Source organism: Oricola nitratireducens, from assembly GCF_014904745.1.
Classification (GTDB): domain Bacteria; phylum Pseudomonadota; class Alphaproteobacteria; order Rhizobiales; family Rhizobiaceae; genus Oricola; species Oricola nitratireducens.
The window spans coordinates 7,501-23,002 of the sequence record NZ_JACZCS010000005.1 but is presented as its reverse complement, the minus strand read 5'-3'; the positions used below and the strand labels follow the sequence as shown (position 1 = coordinate 23,002).

General features: G+C 61.9%; 16 protein-coding genes, 1 tRNA gene, 2 rRNA genes and 1 riboswitch (1 of these 20 cut by a window edge). Of the genes, 6 read left to right on the top strand and 13 right to left on the bottom strand.

Annotated elements, in window-relative coordinates; genetic code table 11:
* Positions 1-3: 3 nt before the first annotated feature.
* Positions 4-771, top strand: coding sequence for a 4-hydroxy-2-oxoheptanedioate aldolase (gene hpaI / locus IG169_RS03650; protein ID WP_193174807.1), 768 nt, complete (start codon positions 4-6; stop codon positions 769-771).
* A 168-nt stretch (positions 772-939) separates the two neighbouring features.
* On the opposite strand, the gene IG169_RS03645 is transcribed toward hpaI, so the two are convergent.
* The 7 genes from IG169_RS03645 to IG169_RS03615 form a co-directional block, all read right to left on the bottom strand.
* Positions 940-1,401 carry a YbaK/EbsC family protein gene (locus IG169_RS03645; protein ID WP_193174806.1) on the bottom strand — a complete coding sequence of 154 codons (462 nt, stop codon included), beginning with the start codon at positions 1,399-1,401 and terminating at the stop codon, positions 940-942.
* 34 nt (positions 1,402-1,435) lie between these two features.
* The gene (locus IG169_RS03640; RefSeq protein ID WP_193174805.1) at positions 1,436-2,248 is read right to left on the bottom strand and encodes a fumarylacetoacetate hydrolase family protein; all 813 of its coding nucleotides are present in this window, start codon (positions 2,246-2,248) and stop codon (positions 1,436-1,438) included.
* 135 nt (positions 2,249-2,383) lie between these two features.
* A complete protein-coding gene (locus IG169_RS03635; RefSeq protein WP_193174804.1) occupies positions 2,384-3,211 on the bottom strand; it encodes a helix-turn-helix transcriptional regulator in 828 nt (275 codons plus the stop codon).
* Positions 3,208-3,771: a hypothetical protein gene (locus IG169_RS03630; RefSeq protein WP_193174803.1), complete on the bottom strand. Its 564-nt coding sequence runs from the start codon at positions 3,769-3,771 to the stop codon at positions 3,208-3,210. Before IG169_RS03630 ends, IG169_RS03635 begins: the two co-directional genes overlap by 4 nt.
* 48 nt (positions 3,772-3,819) lie before the next feature.
* Positions 3,820-4,986, bottom strand: coding sequence for an alpha-hydroxy acid oxidase (locus tag IG169_RS03625; protein WP_193174802.1), 1,167 nt, complete (start codon positions 4,984-4,986; stop codon positions 3,820-3,822).
* Positions 4,987-5,183: 197 nt separating this feature from the next.
* Positions 5,184-6,155, bottom strand: coding sequence for a quinone oxidoreductase family protein (locus IG169_RS03620; RefSeq protein WP_193174801.1), 972 nt, complete (start codon positions 6,153-6,155; stop codon positions 5,184-5,186).
* A gap of 47 nt (positions 6,156-6,202) precedes the next feature.
* Positions 6,203-6,943 carry an RraA family protein gene (locus IG169_RS03615; protein WP_210325846.1) on the bottom strand — a complete coding sequence of 247 codons (741 nt, stop codon included), beginning with the start codon at positions 6,941-6,943 and terminating at the stop codon, positions 6,203-6,205.
* Between the two features lie 114 nt (positions 6,944-7,057).
* Here IG169_RS03615 and IG169_RS03610 point away from each other — a divergent pair, with 114 nt between their 5' ends.
* From IG169_RS03610 to IG169_RS03590, 5 genes are all read left to right on the top strand, one after another.
* Complete coding sequence (locus IG169_RS03610) at positions 7,058-7,975, top strand: LysR substrate-binding domain-containing protein (RefSeq protein ID WP_210325845.1); 918 nt, start codon at positions 7,058-7,060, stop codon at positions 7,973-7,975.
* Between the two features lie 343 nt (positions 7,976-8,318).
* Complete coding sequence (locus tag IG169_RS03605) at positions 8,319-8,744, top strand: GlcG/HbpS family heme-binding protein (protein WP_193174800.1); 426 nt, start codon at positions 8,319-8,321, stop codon at positions 8,742-8,744.
* 239 nt (positions 8,745-8,983) lie between these two features.
* Entirely contained in the window at positions 8,984-9,451 is a 468-nt protein-coding gene (locus IG169_RS03600) for an NUDIX hydrolase (protein WP_193174799.1), read from the top strand.
* Positions 9,448-10,266, top strand: coding sequence for a bifunctional hydroxymethylpyrimidine kinase/phosphomethylpyrimidine kinase (gene thiD / locus IG169_RS03595; RefSeq protein ID WP_193174798.1), 819 nt, complete (start codon positions 9,448-9,450; stop codon positions 10,264-10,266). Before IG169_RS03600 ends, thiD begins: the two co-directional genes overlap by 4 nt.
* Before the next feature lie 10 nt (positions 10,267-10,276).
* Complete coding sequence (locus IG169_RS03590; RefSeq protein WP_193174797.1) at positions 10,277-10,729, top strand: NUDIX domain-containing protein; 453 nt, start codon at positions 10,277-10,279, stop codon at positions 10,727-10,729.
* Here the strand turns inward: IG169_RS03590 and thiE are convergent.
* The 6 genes from thiE to IG169_RS03560 all read right to left on the bottom strand — a co-directional run.
* The gene (gene thiE / locus IG169_RS03585; protein ID WP_193174796.1) at positions 10,703-11,368 is read right to left on the bottom strand and encodes a thiamine phosphate synthase; all 666 of its coding nucleotides are present in this window, start codon (positions 11,366-11,368) and stop codon (positions 10,703-10,705) included. The two genes, IG169_RS03590 and thiE, sit on opposite strands and share 27 nt — an antisense overlap.
* Complete coding sequence (thiM, locus tag IG169_RS03580) at positions 11,365-12,174, bottom strand: hydroxyethylthiazole kinase (protein WP_193174795.1); 810 nt, start codon at positions 12,172-12,174, stop codon at positions 11,365-11,367. The genes thiE and thiM overlap by 4 nt, the downstream gene beginning before the upstream one ends.
* Positions 12,171-13,973 carry a phosphomethylpyrimidine synthase ThiC gene (gene thiC, locus IG169_RS03575; protein WP_193174794.1) on the bottom strand — a complete coding sequence of 601 codons (1,803 nt, stop codon included), beginning with the start codon at positions 13,971-13,973 and terminating at the stop codon, positions 12,171-12,173. Before thiC ends, thiM begins: the two co-directional genes overlap by 4 nt.
* Before the next feature lie 102 nt (positions 13,974-14,075).
* A riboswitch (TPP riboswitch) is annotated at positions 14,076-14,198 on the bottom strand.
* A gap of 775 nt (positions 14,199-14,973) precedes the next feature.
* Positions 14,974-15,050 (bottom strand) — tRNA-Met (locus IG169_RS03570).
* Positions 15,051-15,206: 156 nt separating this feature from the next.
* Positions 15,207-15,321, bottom strand: a 5S ribosomal RNA gene (gene rrf, locus IG169_RS03565).
* A gap of 71 nt (positions 15,322-15,392) precedes the next feature.
* A 23S ribosomal RNA gene (locus IG169_RS03560) occupies positions 15,393-15,502 on the bottom strand; it runs 2,717 nt beyond the window's last position.

Genomic DNA, 15,502 nt, shown 5'->3' with positions numbered 1-15,502 from the left:
CAGATGCCCGCACCCAGGAATGACTTCAAGGCCGCGCTCGCAGTTGGTGAACGCCAGATCGGATGCTGGCTGGGGCTTGCCAATCCCTATACCGCGGAACTGATGGGAACGGCCGGTTTCGACTGGCTTCTGATCGACGGCGAACATGCGCCGAACGACCTGCGCTCCATCATGGCGCAGTTGCAGGTACTCGAGGCATCGCCCTCGCATTCGGTTGTCCGGCTGCCGGTCGGCGAGACCTGGATGATCAAGCAGGTGCTCGACATCGGCGCGCAGAACCTGCTCGTACCGATGGTCGAGAGTGCGGAACAGGCCGCGCAGCTGGTCAGGGCCGTGCGCTATCCGCCGAAAGGCGTGCGCGGTGTCGGGGCCGCACTCGCTCGCGCTTCGAAATTCTCCGGCATCCCCGACTACCTGACGACCGCCAATGACGAAATCTGCCTTCTGGTGCAGGTCGAAAACCGCGCCGGCCTCGCCGCGCTCGACGGTATCCTTGCACTCGACGGCATCGACGGCGTCTTCATCGGCCCGTCCGATCTCGCCGCCGACATGGGCCATATCGGCAAGCCGTCAACACAGGAAGTCCATGACGCGATCGCCGACGCGGTCGCGCGGATCAAGGAGGCGGGCAAGGCCGCGGGCATCCTGGCGACGGATCCGGAAACCGCCGCAAAATATGCCGGCCTCGGCGTCACCTTCCTCGCCGTCGGCCTGGATGTGACGCTGCTCGCGGGCGCCGCGAGAAAGCTGGCGACGCAATACAAGGGCTGAGGGAGGATGTGTTGACGAAGCTGTTGCAGCAGGAAATCTGCGCTGACATCGACCCGGCAACCTATGGTCTCGAATAATTCGCCGTTCAATGGAGAAGCCCGGCGGTCCGCAATGGATCGCCGGGCTTCTTGCTCCGCTGCGTTGCCTGCACGCAGGCCCCGCAAGGTTTCATTCGTCCTTGCAGACATCCACCCAAGCGGCGTCGACAAGCTCGGCAAAACGTCCGGGCGGTATACGGATGGCCGCATGGGTCGAGCCCGCCGCCGTCACCACCTCGTCGAAGCGTTTCAACTGAACGTCGAAGAACACCGGCAACGGCGCGGCAAGGCGGAGCGGCGTGATGCCGCCCACCGGATGGCCGGTGATCTCCGAGGCCTCCGGGCCCGGCATCATCCGGCCCTTGCCGCCGAGCGCTTCCTTGACTTTGCGGTTGTCGAGCCGTGAATCGCCGCAGGTAACGACGATCATCGCATCGTTGCCGACCCGCAGCGTCAGTGTCTTGGCGACCTGGGCAGGCAGAACCTTCCACTCGCGCGAAATGTAGTCGGTCGTATGGGCCTCGGGCAGTTCGACAAGCACGAGTTCCGGCGCGCGCTCGGCCAGGTATTTTCGCATTGCATCGAGCGTCACGGCTGCTCTCCTTTCATTTTCGGATTTCCTGCGATCATGCGGCAACCGAATTGCAGAGGCGGCCTATGCCGTCGATCTCGATTTCGATGGTATCGCCTTGGGTTACCGCCTGCGTCTTGCCCGGCGTTCCGGTGAAGATCACGTCACCGGGCATCAGCGTCACGAATTGCGAGACATAGCTGAGCAGCTTGTCGGGCGAATAGACCAGTTCGCTGGTGGACGAATCCTGGCGCAGATCGCCGTTGACCCAGGTGCGCAGACGCAGATCGGAATAGTCGAGCCCCGTGACAATGGCCGGCCCCATCGGACCGAAATTGTCGGAACCCTTGGCGCGAAACCACTGCAGGTCGTTCAACAACCATTCACGGTCGACGAGATCATTGCAGACGGAAACACCAAAGACGTAGTCCCTGGCCTCGGTCTCGCTGGCGCGGCTCGCCTTCTTTCCAATCACAAGAGCCATTTCACCTTCGAAATGGACATTGGTCGCGCCTTCCGGAAAGACGATATCCGCGCCGTCGGGGATCAGGCTGGTGGGAAACTTCGCGAAGATCACCGGCTTGGTCATGTCGAGCGGCTTGCCGCCCGGGGCAGTGAAGCCGCCCTCCGCCGACGCGACGAATTGTTGATGGCTGGCGTAATTGAGACCGACCGCGATGACCTTGGAAGGTTCGCAGGGAACCAGCAGTTGCACATCCTCGGAGCGGAAAGTCGCGCCCGTAGGCGTGGCTCCCTCGTAGATCGAGCCTTCGAGCTCCTCGATCACGCCATCCTTCCAACGGCCATAGGCGGTGCGCCCGTTCGTTTCGAACCGGACATATTTCTGGATTTCTGTCTGTGACGCCATATCTTCAGCTTTCCTTTGACATCGATCGTGCCGGACGATCCGGCGATGATCATGAAAGCTAGGAAAGGCGTGGCGGGCGTTCTTGAACGATTGTGCGTCGAAAGGTTTCGGGACGGCTTGCGCGGTCGGCCCGGATCAGGCGTTCAGATTGGCCAGCTTCCACTGACGCGGCGACATCCCGAAGGCGTCGCGGAACCGCCTGGTCATGTGGCTTTGATCGGCAAAGCCGGCATCCAGCGCGGCCTCGGCCAGTGGCATGCCGGCCTCGAGACGATCGCGCGCATGCTCTAGTTGCCGCATCATGCGGAACCGGCTCGGACTGGTCCCGAATGCCGCGCGAAAACCGCGCGCCAGGCTCCAACGGTCCATATCGGCAAGGCGTTCGAGTTCGGTCATGTCGAGACGCCGGACCGGATCCTGCGCGATGGCTTCGCGAACCTCGGACAGACGGTTCAAGGCAATGGCGCCGGGGCGGTCTGGCGACCGGCTTCCGGCGGCAGTTTCAAGGCAGTCCACCGCCTCGACCGCAAACTCGGTCCGTATGACCTCGTCACTGCAAAATTCCGGATCCCAGAGCTTGTCGAACAGTGAGGTCCAGGCGGCGTTCGCCGTCAGCACCGGGTTGCGTACGAAAGGCAGTGCGCGGCCACCCAGAGCCTGCTGCAGGAAACCGGGATCGATATAGGCGATGCGATAGCCAAAACCCGTTTCGGTTCCTGCCGCTCCGTCGTGCAACTCGTCGGGGAAAAGAACATGAACTTGCCCCGGCCTGGCCCGATGCCGGCGGCCCTGATAGGAAAAGCACTGAAGCCCGGCAAGCGTCACGCCGATCGCGTAGCTGTCATGGCGATGCAACGAATAGGGCGCGCCATGGAAGAACGCCTCCATCCGCCGGATGCCAGCCTTGCCGTCATCGAGCGCGTGAACCCTGTCGCCGGAATGCTTGTCGATTTCTGCGCTCATTTCATCGCGGTTCCGGTATTTCCAAACATCTCCAGTGAATACATCAAGCTATCAAACCGCCACAGCAAACGGCAATCGTCAATGGTGCCGAGAAGGGAGCGGCTGTCAATTTCCGCAATGCCCGCGCTCCCGCTCCAGAGAACGCCGTTCAAAGGTTGTGGGAAAAAATGGGGCAACGTCATCCGGTTTGAAGCGTCGAGTTCGCCCGCGCGATCGACGCAGGCCGACAGACGTGGACCGCCGCGCCCATTTGAACGGGGTCGGCTCTCTGTCCTGTGTCGTATGCTCGGAATGTAGATATGTCGGTACTCGCGGGACATCTCCAAAAAGTTCCCCATTCCGGGGCGAAGGAGGTGTTCATGAGCAAGGATCAACGCGAGATCGCGCGCATCCGTCATTTGCATGACCTGCCCGTGCGCGCGGCTGGCGGCAGCAAGCCACGCGGCGCAGAAAAGCTGAACAGAATTATCGGTGACGATCGGACTGGTAACGAAGGGTTTCTTCGGCGAGGTCACCGCCAGAGAAACCTCTACTTGCTGTGACCATGGTCCGCCGATCATTGCCAGCGACGCCCCTAAGCAAGTGAAGGATCCATACGGCCCTCCCCCTCAGGCGGGCCAATCGCCCGAAAAGTCTTTCGGCACCAGAATGCAGGAGCGGTCCACATCCCTGACGTCCCGCTTGCCTGCGAAAGCCATAGCTATATCCATCTCGTTCCGGATCACCTCCAGCGCCATACGCACGCCCGTCTCCCCCATGGCGCCCAGGCCATGCACGAACGCCCGCCCGACATAGGTGCCGGTCGCGCCCATGGCGATGGCCTTCAACACGTCCTGCCCGGAGCGGATCCCGCCATCCAGATGCAGTTCGATATCGTCCCCCACGGCCTGGCGGATCCCTTCGAACGCCCGGATGGAAGACAACGCGCCGTCCTGCTGCCGCCCGCCGTGATTGGACACGACGATGGCGTCGGCGCCTACCTTTGTTGCCATCTTTGCGTCCGCCGGGTCCAGAATGCCCTTCAGGATCAACGGCCCGCCCCAGCGATCCCGGATTCGTTCGATTTTCTCCCAGTCCAGAGTCGGATCGAATTGCTCGGCCGTCCATCGGCCAAGGCTGGTTGCATCGTCGACGTCCTTCGCATGTCCGACAATATTGCCGAACTGGCGACGCGATGTCCGCAGCATGCCGATGCCCCAGCGCCATTTCGTCATGAGATCGGCGATGACCGCAGGCGTTAGTCGCGGCGGGGTCGAAAGACCGTTCTTCAGATCCTTGTGCCGTTGGCCCATGACCTGAAGATCGAGCGTGATCACAAGCGCCGAACATCCGGCATCCTCGGCCCGCTGGATCAGGTCGAACATGAAGTCTTCGTCTCGCATCGCATAAAGCTGGAACCAGAACGGCTTTGTCGTATGTTCCGCCACGTCCTCGATCGAACATACGGACATGGTCGACAAGGTGAACGGCACCCCGAACGTTTCCGCCGCCCGCGCAGCCTTTATCTCTCCATCAGCGCATTGCATTCCCGTCAGTCCAACAGGCGCAAGCGCAACTGGCATCGCGACAGGCTGGCCGATCATTGCGGTTGTCAGTGACCGTTTCTCGATATTTACGGCCACACGCTGGCGAAGCCGAATGCGACGAAAATCCTCGGTATTGTCGCGAAAAGTTTGCCCGGTCCATGACCCGCTCTCGCAGTAGTCGTAGAACATCTTCGGCGTGCGCCGGCGATGCAAACGTTTCAAGTCGTCAATGCAGGTGATGACGGGCATGGCAGGCTCCTCCAGAATAAGCCGACCATTCACCGGGCGCTCGGCGCCGGGATGGTTTGTTCGCTCGCAGGCGCAGTAACACCGTCAATCCATTCGCCATCCACAAAATTACTGAATAAGTTTTCTCTCATCGTTGGGAGACGCCCCATGGAATTGAAAATGCCGCGGAGCCGGAAGCCCCGCGGCAGCAAGAAATGTCAGGGGACAAGAATCGTCGAGCCGACTGTCTTGCCGCTCTCCAGTTGCCGATGAGCCTCTGCTGCATCCTTTAGCGGAAAAACCTGCTGGATTTTCGGAGTAAGGATGCCATCGGCGATCGCCTGGAACAGGTGCGAGGAAACTTCCTCCAGTTCCGCGCGCGTCGCGGTATATGCCCCAAGCACCGGCCGCGTTACGAAGAGCGAGCCCTTGGCGGCTAGCGTTCCAACGGAGAATGGCGGCACCGCTCCCGTCGTATTGCCGAAGCTGACCATCATCCCGCGCGGCTTCAGGCAGTCCAGCGAAATGTCCCAGGTGTCCTTGCCCACCGAGTCGTAGACCACAGCGACTCCGGCGCCATTCGTAAGCTCGCGTACGCGCTTGACGACATCCTCGGTCTTGTAGTTGATCGTGTGGGTGCAACCATTCTGCTTCGCGAGGTCGGCCTTTTCAGCGGAACTGACGGTTCCGATCGTCACTGCACCGATATGGCGCAACCACTGGCACATCAGGAGGCCCACGCCCCCCGCCGCCGCGTGTACGAGCACAGTGTCGCCAGGCTTAACCGCGTAACAACGATGCAGCAGGAACTCCGCCGTCATGCCCTTGAGGAGAACCGCAGCGGCAACCTGATCAGACACCCCTTCGGGAAGCTTCAGCAGAACCTTGGCGGGAACAACGCGCACCTCGGCATAGGCGCCGACCGGCCCGGCATAGGCGACCTTGTCGCCGGCGGCAAATCCGGTAACCCCTGGACCTACCGCTTCGACTACACCGGCCGCTTCCGAACCGATTCCGCCCGGCATCGCGATGGGATAGAGACCGATACGGTGATAGATATCGATGAAATTGACACCGATGGCGGTCTGCCGCACGAGCACCTCGTTTTCACCGGGTTGTCCCGGGTCGACTTCTTCCCAGCTCAACACATCGGCGGCACCGGTTTCTTTGATACGGATAGCTTTGGTCATTTTTTCTCTTTCTGAACTTGGTTTGGATTTGGGTGTCGAGAGGTCGGTTAAACCTCCCCCGCAGCGGCGATCGCCTTCAGGTGCTGGCGAAACCCGTATGATGGCGTCGATTTTCGCTTTTCGAGATAATCGGCGAATTTCGTTTGCGTGCGATAGCTTACGCCGCTGCGCATCGCGCTGAGCTGCGATGCTTCCGTGTCACGGTATTTGATCGCCGCATGAATGACCTCTTCGATCTTGTCATCGGCGATAAACAGGACGCCGTTCGCGTCTGCGACCACGAAGTCGCTACGGGTCACATTGTTGCGCCCGAAGGAAGCCCGCGACAACACATCGTCGGGACGGATCGAAGACCGTTGCGGACCGGTGGGCAACGCGCCGAAGCTGAAGACGGGAAAACCGATCTCGGCAAGTTCCTTGCTGTCGCGATGGCAGCCCCATACGACAAATCCGGCCGCGCCGGCATCCTGCGCTTCGAGCAGGACAATATCGCCAATACAAGCCTCGTCGAGGCGGCCGCCATTGTCGATGACAATGACCTCACCTTCGCGGAGCTGCTCGATAGCTTCGAAGAAGATGTCTATGCTTCCAAGATGCTGCACCGGCGCCGCTCTGCCATAACAGGTCATCCCGTCGACCAGCGGCCGAAGACCTGCGGGTGCGATCCGGATTGGATTTCCGGTGACGAGGCATCCGTCGGCGAGGTGTGGAGTCGTCAGGTTCGCCAATTCGGCGATCAGAGTCGTGTCCAAGACTATCTCTCCCCTTGCTTGGTCGAACAGCGCCACCCATCGCATCCGGAAAACGGCGAATACGTGCGGATGATCGATAACGGGGCTATAGACGGGGCAAAACAATTCGAATAACGAATAAATCCAATACGACAGATCAGAGGAATTGAAGTGTCGATCCGGAATTTCGATATTGATGCCCTGCGGACAATGGTCGAAGGCATCGAACTTGGTAGTTTCACCATTGCGGCTTCGAAACTGGGCCGGTCCCAATCAGCCATCAGCATGCAGTTGAAGAAGCTGGAAGATCGTTCGGGCGTGCAACTGTTCGCGCGCAAGGGACGCGGGCTTGTTCCGACCGAAGCCGGCGAGATTCTGCTCGCTTTCGCGCGCAAGATCGTCGCCCTGAATGACGAGGCGGCTGTGGCGCTGGGAATCATCGGTTCCGAAGCGAGCGTCAAGCTTGGCCTGCCCCAGGATTTCTTCGACATCATCCTGCCCGACACCATCAATGCCTTCGAGGCTCACTACGAAAGCGTCCATGTCGATGTCCGCGCCGGGCGTAATTACATGCTGGCCGATGACGTCCAGGCCGGGCGCGTGGATGCGGCCATCGCGTTCTTTCCTGATGGATCCAGCGGGCATGGAGATTTGATTGCGACACTGCCATTGCACTGGATATGCAGCGATGATCCCGGCTCCTGTTTCGACGGCGACCGCCTGCCCCTCGTCCTCTTCGATCACCCCTGCCTCTTCCGGTCGGCGGCCCTGGCGGCGCTTGAGAAGAGCGATTTCAATTGGCGCGTTGCGCTGACGACGCCAAGCCTTCCAGGAATCTGGGCCGCGGTGCGGGCCGGTCAGGGAATATCGCTCCGGACGCTGCACGGGCTTCCCGAAGGGGTGCGCGTGGCTCCGAGCAATTTGGGACTGCCCACACTGCCATCTATCGAGGTGCGGCTGCTCACGAACACGAGCTCCTCATCAGCAAGCCAGACCTTGGCAGACACGCTTCGCACCGTGGCATGCGCGCATCTGGCCGCCCTGTCGGTTGCCGACGGCGCAACCGGCGAAGCAACTGGCGCGCACTGATAAGCTGCGCGCGGCGGGTTTTTGGTCATGACAATGCAGCGCGCATCCTGCAATGGGCGGGGAGCCTCGTTTCGTGCCGCCCGGTTCCTGCCCGCCGTCATTTGGCCAACAGGTCGGGCATGATCGCCACAATCCGGGGTGTCATATACGTCGATCCAATTGCGATTTCATGATGCGAGAGCGGCCGTCATTGATGGCCGGAGTCTCACCCGGCGTTCCTGCGGCCTCGAACCGCGCAAAGCATAAGAGAACGCGAAGTCACGGTTTTGAAATATGCGTTGGAAGTCGAAGCGGGCCCATCCCAACCTTCGTGCGATCAACAGAGCAAGGAATGGCAATCTCAATGAATAGCCTGCCCCTGAAAGACGCAAACGTAATCGTTGAAGCCGCTCTGGCCTATGCAAAGGACCAGAATTTAAGCCCTCTTTGCATCGCCGTTCTCGATCCGGGCGGACACACGCTTTCGCTACAGCGCGCCGACGGTGCGTCGATGCTTCGGCCCGCGATTGCCACGGGAAAGGCCTATGCGGCACTTGCGCTTGGCATTGATTCGAGACAGGTCGCCAGTATGGCTATCGAACGTCCCAACCTGCTCGCCGGGCTCTCCGGCGTCTCGGGTGGCCGCATAGTGCCCTTGCCGGGGGGTATCTTGATTTCATCGGGCGGAACGCTTTTAGGCGCCGTGGGTGTCACCGGAGACACTTCCGACAACGACGAAGCGTGCGCGATTCACGCCGTCAAGGCCGCCGGCTTTAAAGTCGGCCCCTAAGGTCAGCCTCAGCAGTCTGCGTCTTTCGTGACGCTTTGCCTTGCAATTCGTGTCGTGCCGAGTTGCAAGCGCGTGTCGCCGCAATGTAGGAATTATATCGGCGGCGCCCGATAAGGAAAAACAGGTTACTGGCACCATCAGGCGAACGCAGTGGACCTGTGAACCTGATCCGGATCAGGCCGGCGAAGGGCAGGTTTGACCGCCTCATGTCTTTGCCGGTCTTAAGAAATGAGGCCGCCATGTCGACAACCACCGCAGACCCTTTTCCCGGCACACCTGCACGACCCATCGCAGCGACAATCGCCGCCGTGATACGCAACGGCCAGGTGCTGCTGGTCCGCAGGGCCAATCCGCCGGATGCCGGACGGTGGGGCTTTCCGGGCGGCAAGATCGAACCGGGTGAGACGATTCCCGCTGCCGCGTTGCGTGAATTGCTGGAGGAGACCGGCGTGGCGGCCGAGGCGCTGCGCGTCTTCACCGCCGTGGATGCTTTCGACCGGGACGAAAGTCGAGGGCTGCGCCGGCACTTCATATTGATCGCCGTGCTGTGCCGATGGACTTCCGGCGAAGCGATCGCCGGCGACGATGCGTTGGAAGCGCGATGGGTCCGGCTCGGCGATCTCGACAGGTCCGACCTGGCACTGAGCCTCGACGTCGCGGACGTGGCGCGGCAGGCGGCAGACCTGATGGGCGAGGTCCGGTCATGATCGCAAATATCCTCACCATAGCCGGCACCGACCCGTCCGGCGGGGCCGGGATACAGGCCGACATCAAAACGTTCTCGGCCCTCGGAACCTATGCCACTTCGGCGATCACCGCCGTGGTCGCGCAGAATACCCAGGGCGTTCGTGCCTATGTCGCGCTGGAGCCCTCGTTCGTCGCCGATCAGATCGATGCGGTCCTTGAAGATGTGCACATCGACGCGGTCAAGATCGGCATGGTCGCCAATGCGCGGATTGCCGAAGCGATCGCCGGGCGCCTGCGCCATCATGCGGCGCCCAACATTGTTTTGGATCCGGTCATGGTGGCCACGAGCGGGCACGCGCTACTCGATGCGGATGCCGTTGCCACAGTGCGCGATCTTCTAGTGCCGCTGTCGACGATTATCACGCCCAACCTTTCCGAAGCCGCCGTCCTGCTGGATCGGAGGGTCGACTGGACGGCCGACGATATGCGGGCGGTGCTGCCTGATCTGCGGGCATTGGGGTCCGATTGGGTGCTCCTGAAGGGCGGGCATCTCCCGGATAGTGCCGAGAGTACGGATCTGCTGATCGGGCCGAACGGCACGACAGCTCTTCCCGCCCCGCGCATCGTGACCCGCAACGATCACGGCACGGGTTGCACGCTGTCCTCCGCCATCGCCGCGCTTCTGCCATCCCATGGTGTAGAGGAGAGTGTGCGGCGAGCCAAGGCGTTCCTGCACGGCGCGCTTGCGGCAAGCGACGCGCTCAGTGTCGGGCGCGGTCACGGCCCGGTGCATCATTTCCACCGTCTATGGCCCGCCGCCGAACCCGAACGTTGAGAGGCAGGCCATGCTACATCGCATTTCCGCCGGAGCACTGGTTCTGAACGAGAACCGGCTTCTTCTGGCCCGCCACCATAGCCCCGGACGCTACGATTTCTGGGCCCCTCCCGGTGGCGGCGTGGATGAGGCTGAAGAGCTGGAGACAACGGCCGAACGGGAGACCTTCGAGGAAACCGGCATCCGCATCGAGGCCCTGCGCATTGCCTATATCGACGAGTTGATCGACAGCGATGGCCGGATGGTGAAGTTCTGGTTTCTCGCGCGCTACCTGTCGGGCAAGATCGACGTTCGATCCAATCCCGCGTCCGGCGAACGGATCGTTGAAGCCGGATGGTTCGGTCGGACGGACCTGCCGACTGGCCATGTCTTTCCTGCCGTCCTGCGTGATGATTTCTGGCGCCGGTCGCGCGAAGGTTTCCCGGCGCCAGTCAGGTTACCTCTGATGACCTCCATCTTCTGAGGCGCGCGAGCGGAAGGCGCCGATTTCATTCGCCAGCGTCCGCGCCGCCGCTTCCGGGTCGCGCTGACCGCAAATGGCCGAGACCACGGCAACGCCGGCGGCACCCGCCGCGAGCGCCTGAACCACATGCTGCGCCTTGAGACCGCCAATGGCGACAGCGGGGATGGGGCTGGCCGCTATCTGGGCAACCAGCCCGCCGAATCCCACCGGCTGCTTGTGATCCGGCTTGGTCGACGTGGCAAAGACCGGCCCGGCCCCGATGTAGTCCACCAGCACAGGGTCCACCGCCGCGGCCAGTTCAGGCGTTTCGACGGTGAGGCCGAGGATTGCCTCGGGGCCGATGCGGGCACGCGTCTCGGCGACGCTCATGTCGCCTTGCCCGATATGGACACCATCGGCGCCGATGGCGATGGCCGCCGCCACATCGTCATTGACGATCAGCTTCGCCCCCGTGCCTGCCAACGCGGCCTTCAACGCCCGTCCCGTCGCGATCATCTGCGCCGTGCCGCCCGCCTTGTCCCGAAGCTGCACCATGGTCACGCCGCCGGCCACGGTGGCGCGCGCGGTCTCGACCATGCCGATCCCGGCGCAAAGGCCGGGATCGAGCACGAGATAAAGCGACAGGTCGAACGGCGTCACGCCACAGCCTCGCCGACACCATGGACCAGCACTTGCGCATCGAGCATTTCGGGCGTGAGTGCGTGAAGCGCATCGAGGAAGCGCGGCGCAAAGCTGCCCGGTCCCGTGGCGCCCTCATGCGCATGACGGCCAGCCACGGCGAAATGCGCAAGCGCCGCGATGGCCGCATCGAACGGATCCTGCGCCACCGCCGCATAGGCCCCGCACAGGCAGGTGAGCGAGCAGCCCATGGCCGTGTTGATCGGCATGAAGGACGATCCGCCTTCGACACGGGCGTGCCGGTTCCCATCTGTGACGAAATCCACCTCACCCGTCACCGCGACCACGGCGCCTGTTTGCAGCGCGAGCCGCCGCGCACCATCCTCTGCCGTCTCGACAGCATCGCGGCCGTCGACCCCCTGCCCGCGGTTTTCCTCGCCGGCGAGCGCCAGGATTTCGGAGGCGTTGCCGCGAATGATCGTCGGGTGCTGCGCGGCGAGCTCGGCCGAGACGCGGCGGCGATAGCCGGTCGCCTGACAGGCCACCGGGTCGAGCACCCAGGGACGTCCAGCCGCCTGCGCACCGGCAATGGCGGCACGCATGCCATCGACGAAAGGAGCCGAAAGCGTGCCGATATTGACCGTCAGCGCCCCGGCAATACCTGCGAATTCGCCCGCTTCCTCGGCGTCGGAGACCATGGCGGGACTGGCTCCCGCCGCCAGCAGGACATTGGCGGCGATATTCATGGCGACATAGTTGGTGATGCATTGCACCAGCGGGGGCTCGGCCCTGAGCGCCGCCAGCAAGGTTCCGGGTGTCTGGCTCATTTCGCGTCCTCCAGCGGCATGTAGAGCTCGCCGCCCTCGCGGAATTTTTCAGCCATTTTCGCCATGCCCTCCTTTTGGGCCTCGGCACGGATGTCGTGGGAAATGCGCATCGAACAGAATTTCGGCCCGCACATGGAGCAGAAATGCGCCACCTTGTGCGCCTCCTTCGGCAGGGTCTCGTCATGCATCGACCGCGCCGTTTCGGGGTCGAGCGCAAGGTTGAACTGGTCCTCCCAGCGGAACTCGAAGCGCGCCCTCGAAAGCGCGTCGTCGCGGATCCGCGCCGCCGGATGGCCCTTGGCCAGATCGGCGGCATGGGCGGCGATCTTGTAGGTGATCACGCCGGTCTTCACATCGTCGCGGTCGGGCAGACCCAGGTGCTCCTTCGGCGTCACATAACAGAGCATCGCCGTACCGAACCACCCGATCATCGCCGCGCCGATGCCCGAGGTGATATGGTCGTATCCCGGCGCAATGTCGGTTGTGAGCGGCCCGAGCGTGTAGAACGGCGCCTCGCCGCAGACTTCGAGCTGCTTGTCCATATTGGCCTTGATCTTGTGCATGGGCACGTGACCGGGGCCCTCGATCATCACCTGGCAGTCCTTCGCCCAGGCGATCTGCGTCAGTTCGCCCAGCGTCTCCAGCTCGGCGAATTGCGCCTGATCGTTCGCGTCGGCGATGGAACCGGGACGCAGCCCGTCGCCGAGGCTGAAGCTCACGTCATAGGCCTGCGCGATGTCGCAGATTTCGTCGAAATGCTCGTAGAGAAAGCTCTCGCGGTGGTGGTGCAGGCACCACTTGGCCATGATCGAGCCGCCGCGCGAGACGATGCCCGTTACCCGGTCCACGGTCATCGGGATCATGGACAGCCGCACCCCGGCATGGATGGTGAAATAATCCACCCCCTGCTCGGCCTGCTCGATCAGCGTGTCGCGATAGACCTCCCAGCTCAGATCCTCGGCCACGCCGCCGACCTTCTCCAGCGCCTGGTAGAGCGGCACGGTGCCGATGGGCACAGGCGAATTGCGAATGATCCAGTCGCGGATGTTGTGGATGTTGCGGCCCGTCGACAGGTCCATCACCGTGTCGGCGCCCCAGCGGGTGGCCCAGACCATCTTTTCCACCTCCTCGGCCATCGAGGAGGTGACCGCGGAATTGCCGATATTGGCGTTGATCTTCACGAGGAAGTTGCGCCCGATCGCCATCGGCTCGGCCTCGGGATGGTTGATGTTCGACGGGATGATCGCCCTGCCTTTCGCGACCTCGTCGCGCACGAACTCCGGCGTGATGAAATCAGGGATCTCGGCGCCGAAAGCTTCGCCGTCCCGTTCAAGTGCCTGCTTTGCCGCCTGCCGCCCGAGATTCTCGCGGATGGCGACGAATTCCATTTCAGGCGTCACGATCCCCGCGCGGGCATAAGCCATCTGCGTAACGGAACGGCCGTCCTTGGCGCGCAGCGGCGCATGCCGGACGGGGAATTCCGGTGTGAGCCGCGTTCCCTCGGCAAAGCCGTTATCTGCGGGGGATACATGGCGGCCGGCGTAGCGCTCGACATCGCCGCGCGCGAGGATCCAGTCCTCGCGCAGACGCGGCAGACCCTGATCGATGGCGATTTGCTCCGCCGGGTCGGTATAGGCGCCGGAGCTATCATAGACAGTGACGGGCGGCTCGCCAGCCGTGGGGTGCAAGTCGATCTCGCGCATGGGCACACGGATTTCGGGATGCAGAACGCCCGCGTGCCAGACGCGGCGCGAGGCGGGCAGCGGACCCGTGGTGACGGTTGGGGAAAAGTCTTTCATCAGTAAGAGCCTCCATAGCTCGAAGCGTTGGAGACCCAGTTCGCGGTAACGAATGGAGTGTGGCCGCGTGAAATACGCCGTGGAGAACGTTACGGCCAAGGCCGCGCAGCCGATGCACCATCCCTACGCCAGTATGAACTGGATCAGGTTCATCGGGTCACTGCGCTGCGCAAACCTGCGCGATCAGTATCTCAGCCCCTTGTCGGGACCCCCCGGGTGAATGCGCGAAGACTGTGCGGCAACACGGAGTTTGTCAATCGCCCCGCCGGGCGATCTCGCACTTGCCTGGATTTCAAAAGCCAGAGTTCAAAAACATTTGCTTTTTAAAGTCTGTCGACCTCAGGACTTTTCGCTGATCGCTAAAGTGGCATGTCATGACTTTGCGGCTCCGATCGGTTTCATCGGGATCTGATCCTCCCCCAATGAAGTGGTCCGCCGTTTTGTTTAGGAAAGCGGAGGATTGGACTTCATCCCATCTCTGGTTCGGGCTTCAAGGAAAGTTTGTTCATCGTCTTGCTCATGATGCTCCATCCTGCTCAGGAGTTGGAGCCTCCGGCAAACCCGGTGCGGTTCAACGGTTGCTGGGGCACAGGATTTGAACCTGCGATCCCGTTGCCGCGGCAGGCGTTTGAAACAAACGCCGAGAGCGGTTCAGGTTATGGCAAGCCGGCCGATGACGAATTGCCCCGGAAGGGCGGGGATTTCATATTCGCGACTGCCGGCCGAACGCGCATGATGGCAATTCGGGCACAAAAAAACCCGCCGCCCAAACGGACAACGGGTTGATCTTGGTTGCGGGGGCAGGATTTGAACCTGCGATCCCGTTGCCGCGGCAGGCGTTTGAGACAAACGCCGAGAGAGGTTCAGGTTCTGGCAAGCCGGCCGATGACGAATTGCCCCGGAAGGCGGGGATTTCATATTCGCGACTGCCGGCCGAACGCGCATGATGGCAATTCGGGCACAAAAAAACCCGCCGCCCAAACGGACAACGGGTTGATCTTGGTTGCGGGGGCAGGATTTGAACCTGCGACCTTCAGGTTATGAGCCTGACGAGCTACCGGGCTGCTCCACCCCGCGTCAAAAGCTTCGAAGAAGCATTTGACGCAGCACTGACAGGCAATTGCGAAGCAAATGCCGAAAAGTGCCACGCCGGAAAGCGCTACTGCAGGCGCCCAACAGGCAAAAGCTGAGTGAGGCGCACGTAAAGAGAAGAAGCTGGTTTGTGCTTGGCAGACCTGGCAGCGACCTACTCTCCCGCGTCTTAAGACGAAGTACCATCGGCGCTGGGGTGTTTCACGGCCGAGTTCGGAATGGGATCGGGTGCAGCCACCCCGCCATAACCACCAGGTCGGCGAAGCACAAACAAACAAGAAGCTGGAATTTAGTGCCACGACATGGTCGTGAACACAAGCAATGAGAACGATCAAGCCAATCGAGCTATTAGTACCGGTAAGCTTCACACATTACTGCGCTTCCACACCCGGCCTATCAACGTGGTAGTCTTCCACGGCTCTGATAGGGAATACTCG

Bases quoted from the DNA above. Each gene is read 5' to 3' on its own strand.
- hpaI (WP_193174807.1), top strand. From the start codon at position 4: ATGCCCGCACCCAGGAATGACTTCAAGGCCGCGCTCGCAGTTGGTGAA.
- IG169_RS03640 (WP_193174805.1), bottom strand. From the start codon at position 2,248: ATGGCGTCACAGACAGAAATCCAGAAATATGTCCGGTTCGAAACGAAC.
- IG169_RS03635 (WP_193174804.1), bottom strand. From the start codon at position 3,211: ATGAGCGCAGAAATCGACAAGCATTCCGGCGACAGGGTTCACGCGCTC.
- IG169_RS03630 (WP_193174803.1), bottom strand. From the start codon at position 3,771: ATGATCGGCGGACCATGGTCACAGCAAGTAGAGGTTTCTCTGGCGGTG.
- IG169_RS03625 (WP_193174802.1), bottom strand. From the start codon at position 4,986: ATGCCCGTCATCACCTGCATTGACGACTTGAAACGTTTGCATCGCCGG.
- IG169_RS03620 (WP_193174801.1), bottom strand. From the start codon at position 6,155: ATGACCAAAGCTATCCGTATCAAAGAAACCGGTGCCGCCGATGTGTTG.
- IG169_RS03605 (WP_193174800.1), top strand. From the start codon at position 8,319: ATGAATAGCCTGCCCCTGAAAGACGCAAACGTAATCGTTGAAGCCGCT.
- IG169_RS03600 (WP_193174799.1), top strand. From the start codon at position 8,984: ATGTCGACAACCACCGCAGACCCTTTTCCCGGCACACCTGCACGACCC.
- thiD (WP_193174798.1), top strand. From the start codon at position 9,448: ATGATCGCAAATATCCTCACCATAGCCGGCACCGACCCGTCCGGCGGG.
- IG169_RS03590 (WP_193174797.1), top strand. From the start codon at position 10,277: ATGCTACATCGCATTTCCGCCGGAGCACTGGTTCTGAACGAGAACCGG.
- thiM (WP_193174795.1), bottom strand. From the start codon at position 12,174: ATGAGCCAGACACCCGGAACCTTGCTGGCGGCGCTCAGGGCCGAGCCC.
- thiC (WP_193174794.1), bottom strand. From the start codon at position 13,973: ATGAAAGACTTTTCCCCAACCGTCACCACGGGTCCGCTGCCCGCCTCG.